The sequence below is a fragment of the Lysobacter sp. 22409 genome, from assembly GCF_052045105.1.
Taxonomy (GTDB): domain Bacteria; phylum Pseudomonadota; class Gammaproteobacteria; order Xanthomonadales; family Xanthomonadaceae; genus Lysobacter; species Lysobacter antibioticus_B.
On record NZ_JBQEOE010000033.1, the window covers coordinates 21,294 to 29,187 of the forward strand.

6 protein-coding genes are annotated in these 7,894 nt (G+C 67.5%); 2 read left to right on the plus strand and 4 right to left on the minus strand.

Going from position 1 to position 7,894, the window contains the following annotated elements; genetic code table 11:
- The first annotated feature begins 77 nt into the window (after positions 1–77).
- The gene (locus ACTJJK_RS16395; protein WP_223620381.1) at positions 78–710 is read left to right on the plus strand and encodes an outer membrane beta-barrel protein; all 633 of its coding nucleotides are present in this window, start codon (positions 78–80) and stop codon (positions 708–710) included.
- A gap of 186 nt (positions 711–896) precedes the next feature.
- On the opposite strand, the gene ACTJJK_RS16400 is transcribed toward ACTJJK_RS16395, so the two are convergent.
- Both ACTJJK_RS16400 and hutI read right to left on the minus strand, forming a co-directional pair.
- Entirely contained in the window at positions 897–2,099 is a 1,203-nt protein-coding gene (locus ACTJJK_RS16400) for a dipeptidase (RefSeq protein ID WP_031373012.1), read from the minus strand.
- 229 nt (positions 2,100–2,328) lie between these two features.
- Complete coding sequence (gene hutI / locus ACTJJK_RS16405; protein ID WP_031373013.1) at positions 2,329–3,582, minus strand: imidazolonepropionase; 1,254 nt, start codon at positions 3,580–3,582, stop codon at positions 2,329–2,331.
- A gap of 141 nt (positions 3,583–3,723) precedes the next feature.
- Here hutI and ACTJJK_RS16410 point away from each other — a divergent pair, with 141 nt between their 5' ends.
- On the plus strand, positions 3,724–5,004 hold the full coding sequence (locus tag ACTJJK_RS16410; RefSeq protein ID WP_440730714.1) for a formimidoylglutamate deiminase: 1,281 nt from the start codon (positions 3,724–3,726) through the stop codon (positions 5,002–5,004).
- Positions 5,005–5,080: 76 nt separating this feature from the next.
- On the opposite strand, the gene ACTJJK_RS16415 is transcribed toward ACTJJK_RS16410, so the two are convergent.
- Both ACTJJK_RS16415 and ACTJJK_RS16420 read right to left on the minus strand, forming a co-directional pair.
- Positions 5,081–5,593: a methylated-DNA--[protein]-cysteine S-methyltransferase gene (locus tag ACTJJK_RS16415; RefSeq protein WP_031373015.1), complete on the minus strand. Its 513-nt coding sequence runs from the start codon at positions 5,591–5,593 to the stop codon at positions 5,081–5,083.
- On the minus strand, positions 5,593–7,167 hold the full coding sequence (locus ACTJJK_RS16420; protein ID WP_440730715.1) for an AlkA N-terminal domain-containing protein: 1,575 nt from the start codon (positions 7,165–7,167) through the stop codon (positions 5,593–5,595). The genes ACTJJK_RS16415 and ACTJJK_RS16420 overlap by 1 nt, the downstream gene beginning before the upstream one ends.
- Positions 7,168–7,894: the final 727 nt, after the last annotated feature.

Consider the following 7,894-nt stretch of genomic DNA (forward strand, 5'->3'; position numbering starts at 1 on the left):
ATGTAATTTTTTCATTAAGATGCGCGCGTTCCCGAGGAAGGGAACGGTCATCACATTTCGAAGGATCAAGGGGATTTATGAAGAAGCAACTCGCGCTGGCGCTTGCGCTGGCCATGGCCTCGTCTGCGGCCGCCGCTGCCGACGGCCTGAGCTACACCCATGTCGAAGCCGGCTACTCGGTGCAGAAGATCGAACTGGTCACCGTCGACGAAGACCTCGATATCGAGGACCCGAAGGCCGCTGGCGGTTACATCGCCGGTTCGGTCGCGTTGAACGATGCCATGCACCTGTTCGGCGGCTACCGCCAGGGCAGCGACGATATCGAAGTCAGCTACGCCGGCAGCTACCTCGGCGAAGTCGACATCGACTCCACCCAGTACCAGATCGGCCTGGGCTACCACCACACGCTGTCCGACCGCGTCGACTGGACCGGTGAGCTGAGCTACCTGCGCACCGAAATCGACGTCGAAGACGAAGAAGCCGTCGAAGGCGACGACTACCGCGCTTCGCTCGGCCTGCGCGGCGACCTGGCGGCGAACTTCGAAGGCTGGATCAAGGCCAACTACACCGACGGCGACGTCTACGACGGCGAATTCAGCGGCACGATCGGCGCACTGGTCAAGTTCAACGAGACCTGGGGCATCGTCGGCGAAGCCGAATTCGGCGACAAGAACAGCCAGTTCAACCTGGGCGTGCGCGCCAGCTTCTAAGCGGGCTCGTACGTGCGATAGCGGAAGCCCGGCGCAAGCCGGGCTTCTGCGTTTCAGCGGTCTTGCCATCGCAGTGGCGATGCCGCAGATGTAATTGGCACAGATGTAACTGGCGCGGATGTAACTGATGCGAATGCAACCGCCGCGAATGCCGATGCCGCGAACGTCCCGCGTTCGCGGCCGGCCTTACGACTTCTGCGCCAGCTTCTCGACCGCACTCCACACCCGCAGCAGATTGCCGCCGAGCACCTTGCGGATGGTTTCGTCGGAGTGGCCGCGCGCCTTCAGGCCCTCGATCAGATTCGGATAATCGGCGACCGACTTCAGGCCTTCCGGCAGGGCGCCGCTGACGCCGTCGAAATCCGAGCCGATGCCGACATGATCGGCGCCCAGCAGCTTGATGCCGTAGTCGATCTGGTTCAGCACCGCATCGATTTTGACCGCGCGCGGCGGGTGCGATTTCTCCCAGGCCTGGTCGAAGGATTCCTGAGACTGCACGGTTTCGCCGCGTGCGCGGGCGGCGGCCTGTTCCTTTTCGAACTTGGCGTTGGCGTCGAAATAACCCTGAGTATCGGCCGCCGAGGCCGGGTCGACGAAGGCGTTGCCGAACACGATCTGGACCACGCCGCCCTTCGCCGCGACCGCCTTGGCGAGCTCGTCGCTGAGGTTGCGCTCGAAGCCCGGGGTGAAATGGCGCAGGCCGGAATGGCTGGCGATCACCGGCGCCTTGCTGCGCGCGAGCACGTCGAGAACGGCGTCGTCGGACAGATGCGAGACGTCGACCATGATGCCGAGCCTGTTCATTTCGTCGACGACCTGTTCGCCGAACGGGCTCAGGCCTTTCCACTTGCGGTGCTTGTCGTAGGACGAATCGCTGATGCGGTTGTCCTGGCCATGGGCGAGCGTGATGTAGCGCACGCCGCGGCCGTGGAAGCGCGCGAGCTGGGCGAGGTCGTCGCCGATCGGCGCGCCGTTCTCCATGCCGAGCGCGAGCAGCACCCGTTGGCCGCGTTCGTGCAGGCGTTCAAGGTCGGCCGGCGAACGCAGCAGGGCGAACTTGTCCGGATGGCGGCCGATCATCGCCTCGACCGCGTCGATCTGGGTGTGCGCGGTCTGCTGCGCGGTGCCGGCGGCGTCTTCGCCGGGCGAGGTGTAGATCGACATGAAGGCGACGTCGAGCCCGCCCTGGCGCGCGCGCGGATAGTCGAACTCGACCTTGGGCGTGTCGACGCCGAGGTCGTTCCAGTGCCGCAGCAGTCCGCTCGGCGCGTCGATATGGGTGTCGACGATGATCGCGTCCTGGGCGAAGCGCTGGCCCGCGCTCAGAGGCTGGTCGGCGAGCGCGAAAGGCGGCGACAGGAGCAGGGCAAGAGCGAGAACGGTCCGCACGGTACCTCCAGGTGGGCAGCGAAGACGGCGTAATGCCGCATCGGGCAGCCAGCCTACAACAGCGCGCCGCGGCTGCCTTGCGGCGGCGCAGCGTATACGCAGAATCATCGATGCCAGCTCGTGGCTACGCGGTTGCGCTGCTTGCAAGGGTAGGAGCGGCGCGAGCCGCGACCGTCCACAGTCCGATCGTTGCGTCGAAGGGTTCGGGCGAAAGCGATCAGCATCGGCTCTAGCCGATCGTATCAACCAACCGCCGCCCACCCGCGAACACGCGCTGCGCCAGACCGCCGCCGAGCCAGTAACACAGCTCCGAGGGATGGCCGATGCGCCACTGCACGAAATCGGCACGCGCGCCGACCCGCAGCACGCCGCGATCGGCCAGGCCGAGGGCGCGCGCCGCATGCACGGTCGCGCCGCGCAGGGCTTCTTCCGGGGTCAGGCGGAAATGCGTGCACGACAGCTGCATGGCCTGGCGCATCGACAGCAAGGGCGAGGTGCCGGGGTTGCAGTCGGTCGCCACCGCCATCGCCACGCCGTGTTCGCGGAAGGCGTCGAGCGGTGGCAGCTTGGTCTCGCGCAAGACATGGAACGCGCCCGGCAGCAGCACCGCGACCGTGCCGTGCGCGGCCATCGCACGCACGCTGTCGAGCGAGGTGTGTTCGACATGATCGGCCGACAGGCCGTCGAAACTCGCGGCCAGGGCGGCGCCGCCGAGATCGCTGAGCTGGTCGGCGTGCAGCTTGACCGGCAGGCCGAGCGAGCGCGCGGCCTCGAACACGCGGCGGGTCTGCCCGGGGCTGAAGCCGATGCCTTCGCAGAACGCGTCGACTGCGTCGATCAGGCCTTCGGCGTGCAGGCGCGGCATCCACGCGCAGACCGCGTCGATGTAATCGTCGGCGCGCCCGGCGTACTCGGGCGGCAGGGCATGCGCGGCCAGATAGGTCGCGCGCACCTCGACGCCGAGGGCATCGCCGACCGCACGAGCGACCCGCAGCATCTTGCGCTCGTTGTCGTAGTCCAGGCCGTAGCCGGACTTGATTTCCAGGGTGGTGGCGCCGTCGGCGAGCAGGGCGCGGGCGCGCGGCAGCGACTGGCGCAGCAATTCGGCTTCGTCGGCGGCGCGGGTCGCGCGCACGCTGGACACGATGCCGCCGCCGGCGCGGGCGATTTCTTCGTAACTCGCGCCCTGCAGGCGCTGCTCGAACTCGCGCGCGCGGTCGCCGGCGAAGACCAGGTGGGTGTGGCAGTCGACCAAGCCCGGGGTGATCCAGCCGTCGGCTTCGATCACGCTTTCGGCCAGGCTCGCCGGGTCGGCGCCGAGCGCGCTGCGCGGGCCGATGTGGGCGATGCGGCCGTCGCGCCAGGCCAGGGCGGCGTCGGCGATCTCGCCGTAGCCTTGCGCGGCGTCGAGGGTGGCCAGCGAGGCGCCGACGATGAGGCCGTCGTAGCGGCCGCCGCCGGCAGGATGGGATGCGGTGCTCATGGGCCGATTCTACATGGGCGATTCTGCCCGGCCGATTTCAGCCAGCCGACCATAGCCAGCCGATCCTGGCCGCCGCGCCGCGCCGCGCCGCGCCGCGTCGCGACGGTCGCATCGCGCGCCCGCGCAGGCGAGAATGCGCACATGACCACCTCAGACCAAGCCGCTCTCTGGACGCCCGCCGGCTGGCGCCGCGACGACACCATCATCGAACGCATCGTGCCGGGCATCGCCAACCTGCATTCGCATGCCTTCCAGCGCGCGATGGCCGGCATGGCCGAGCGCCAGAGCGACCCCAGGGACAGTTTCTGGACCTGGCGCGAGACCATGTACCGCTTCGCCGGGCGCTTCACACCGGAGTCGCTGCACGCGGTCGCCAGCCAGCTGTATGTCGAGATGCTCGAAGCCGGCTACACCACGGTCTGCGAATTCCACTATCTGCACCACGCCCCGGACGGCCGTCCTTATGCCGACCCGGCGGCGATGTCGCGCGCCCTGATCCAGGCCGCGCGCGAAACCGGCATCCGCATGACCCTGCTGCCGGTGCTGTACATGACCGGCGGTTTCGACGAACGCCCGCTCGGCGAGCGCCAGCGCCGTTTCGGCCATGAAGTCGATGCTTATCTGCGTTTGCTCGACACCTTGCGCAGCGAGTCCGATGAACTGCTGAAGGTCGGTTGCTGCCTGCACAGCCTGCGCGCGGTGCCGCCGTCGCCGATGCGCGAGGTGCTGGCGGCGTTGCCGGACGACAGCCGCGTGCACGTGCACATCGCCGAACAGGTCGCCGAAGTCGAGGACTGCCTGGCGATTCGCAAGGCGCGGCCGGTGCGCTGGTTGCTCGATCATGCCGAAGTCGACGAACGTTGGACCCTGGTGCACGCGACCCATCTCGATGCCGGTGAAGTGCAGGGCATCGCCGACAGCGGCGCGACCGTGGCGATCTGCACCACCACCGAGGCCAATCTCGGCGACGGTCTGTTCCCGCTGCGCGATTACCTCGACGCCGGCGGCGCCTGGGGCGTGGGTTCGGATTCGCATATCTCGGTATCGCCGGTCGAGGAACTGCGTTGGCTCGAATACGGCCAGCGCCTGATCACGCGCCGCCGCAACATCGCGGTCGGCACGCATTCGACCAGCGTCGGCGAGACCTTGCTGCGCGGCGTGGTCGCGAGCGCCGAGCGCTCGACCGGCTTCGATGCGATCAGCCTGGCCGGCGATTTCCTCACCCTCGACCGCGACGCCCCGGCCTTCGCCGGCGCGACCGATGAGGATTACATCGACCGCTGGTTGTTCAGCGGCAACCGCAATCTGGTGCGCGAGGTCCATGTCGGCGGCCGCCAGGTCGTCGCCGAAGGCCGTCATCGCGATCGCGACGCGGTCGCCGCGCGTTACGGACGGACCTTGCGGGCTTTGCTCGCGGATTGAGCGATGTTCTGATCGATGTGCCCGTGCCCGTGCCCGTGCCCGTGCCTGTGCGATCGGGCGCGGCCGCGATGTGCGCTCAGGCCGGTGCGAACAGATCGTCGATCGGCACCCGTCGAGGCAGCACGCCTTCGAGGGTCAACAGGAACTCCTTGGTCGGCAAGCCACCGCCGAAACCGGTCAGGCTGCCGTCGGAGCCGATCACGCGATGGCAGGGCAGCACGATCGGCAGCGGATTGCGGCCATTGGCCGCGCCGACCGCACGCGTCGCGGTCGGTTGGCCGATATGGCGGGCCATCTGCGCATAGCTCCAGGTCTCGCCCCAGCGGATCTGCATCAGCGTGCGCCACACCTGCAATTGGAACGGCGTCCCGTGCGGCGCCAGCGGCAGATCGAATTCCTGGCGCGTGCCGGCGAAGTATTCGCCGAGTTGCTTGCGTGTTTCGAGCAGCACGCCGTTATCGCCCTCGTGCCAATCGGCGCCGCGCTTGACCGGATGCCAGGGCGCTTCGAACTCGATCACACGCAGGCCGTCGTCGGCGCTGGCGAGCAGCAATTGGCCGACCGGGCTGTCGATGTGCTGGAACGTGATCATGCGGCTTTCCGGGGTTTCTTCGTGGCGCGTGCGGGTGCCGCGACCGGTTGAGCAGTGTCGCCGAGAGCCTGACTGATCGGCACCGGCATGCTGTCGCGCCAGACGTGGATCACCGCATAGGCCCGCCACGGACGCCAGGCTTCGGCGCGCGCGTTGAGTGCCTTCGCGCTCATCCGCACGCCGTCTTCGGGCACCGCTTTCTGCAGCACGAGGTCGTCGGCCGGGAACGCATCGGGGTGGCCGAGCGCGCGCATCGCGACGTAGTGCGCGGTCCACGGGCCGATGCCGGGCAGGGCGACCCAGCGAGCGACGAAATCGTCGAGGGTGCGTTCGGCGCGGAAATCGACCCGGCCTTCGAGCAAGGCGCGTGCCACCGTGCGCACGGTATCGGCGCGGGCGCGGGTCAGCCCGATCTGGGTGAGATCGGCATCGGCCAAGGCTTCCGGCGTCGGGAACAGATGTTCGAGGCCGGCGGCGAAGGGCTTGGGCAGGGCCTGGCCGAATTGCTGTGCGAGCCGCGTCGCCAGGGTGCGCGCGGCGGCGACGCTGACCTGTTGGCCGAGAATCGCGCGCACCGAGATCTCGAAACCGTCCCAGCCGCTCGGCAGGCGCAGGCCCGGGCGTTTCGCCAGCAAGGGCTTGAGGCGCGGATCGACCGAGAGCGCCGCGGCGATCGCGTTCGGATCGGCGTCGAGATCGAACATGCGGCGCAGGCGATTGGTGATTTCGAGCAGACGCGCCGGCTTCGGCCCGTGCAGTTCGAGCTTCAGTGCGTGCTCGCCGCCGCGCCAGGCGCTGACGCGCAGCCAGCCGGGCGCTTCGATCGGCCCGATTACCCGGCTGTAACTGTGCGCGTCGACCACTTCGACGCCGGGCAGGGCGCGGCCGCGCAGGAAGTCGAGCATCGCCGCGAAGTCGTAGGGCGGGCGATAGCCCAGGCGCAGAGTCAGGGTATTGCCGTCGCCGTCGGGGCTTTCGTTCGGGCGCCGGCGCAGGTCGCGCGGTGCCATCCGGTAGGCCTCGCGGAAGGTGGTGTTGAAACGGCGCAGGCTGCCGAAGCCGGCGGCCATCGCGACCTCGGTGATCGGCAGACGGGTTTCGGTCAGCAGTTGCTTGGCGAACAACAACCGCCGCGTGCCGTGCACGCCGATCGGAGGCGCGCCGAGGCGTTCGACGAACAAGCGCCGCAACTGGCGTTCGCCGACGCCGACGCGTTCGGCCAAGGCGGCCAGCGGCTGATCGGCCAGCAAGCCTTCGTCGATCAGCTTGAGCGCACGCGCCACCGCGGCGTCGCCGCGGCGCCATGCGCCTTCGCCCGGCGATAACTCCGGACGACAGCGCAGACAGGGCCGGAAACCGGCGGCTTCCGCGGCCGCGGCATGGCCGTAATAGACCACGTTCTCGCGCTTGGCCGCGGGCGCCGGGCAGACCGGCCGGCAATAGATGCCGGTGCTGGTGACGGCGGTGAAGAACAGGCCGTCGAAGCGCGGATCGCGGCTGAAGCGTGCCTGTTCGCAGACGCGCCAATGCGGCAGCGAGGCGGTCGGGGCGGGGGTGATGGGGGCGTCCATGAAGCAAGGCTAGCACCGGCGAGGGGGCGGGACTCGCCGGATTCGGACATGAATGCTGGAAGGAGTGTTCTTGTCTTGTGGGGCCGATATACGGGGTTGGTCGGTCGCTGGCTTTGGCTTGAGGGTGGGAGGGGCGTGAGCCGCGAGCACGGGGTATCCAGCTGACGCGGTCCAGTTGCCCGATGCTGTCGTAGTAGCTCTAGCTCTATGTCCTAGTTCTAGTCCTAGCTGTTGCTGTTGCTGTGCGTCGCCACGTATTCGCGAAGGCTAAAGAAGACCCGGAGGGCGGCGCGCATGGATGCGCGCCGTTTTTCATCGGGACAGGGATGTCCCGTATGAAAAATTCCTGCGGAGGCGCCGCTCGTGCGGGCTTGTGATTCAAAGAAAAGCATTTTTCTTTGGTTACCTTTCTTTTGTTGCTTATGACAAAAGAAAGTAACCCGCCGCTTTAGTGGCGGAAGCTTTTGGCGTTTGATTTAGATATTGATCTTGCTTGAGTGAGGCGCCGCAAGACCGCCACAGCGTGGTCGCGACTTGCGCCGCTCCTACCCTGACGGGCTGCGGCCGGCATCGATGCGAAACTGATGCGACGCGGTCGCGACTTGCGTCGCTCCTACAGGGGAAGGATTCGCGACGCTTTCTTCTTCAAGCAAGAGCAGAGCTTCCGCCCGCTACGCGGCCGGGTTACTTTCTTTTGCTAAGCCCAAAAGAAAGGTAACCAAAGAAA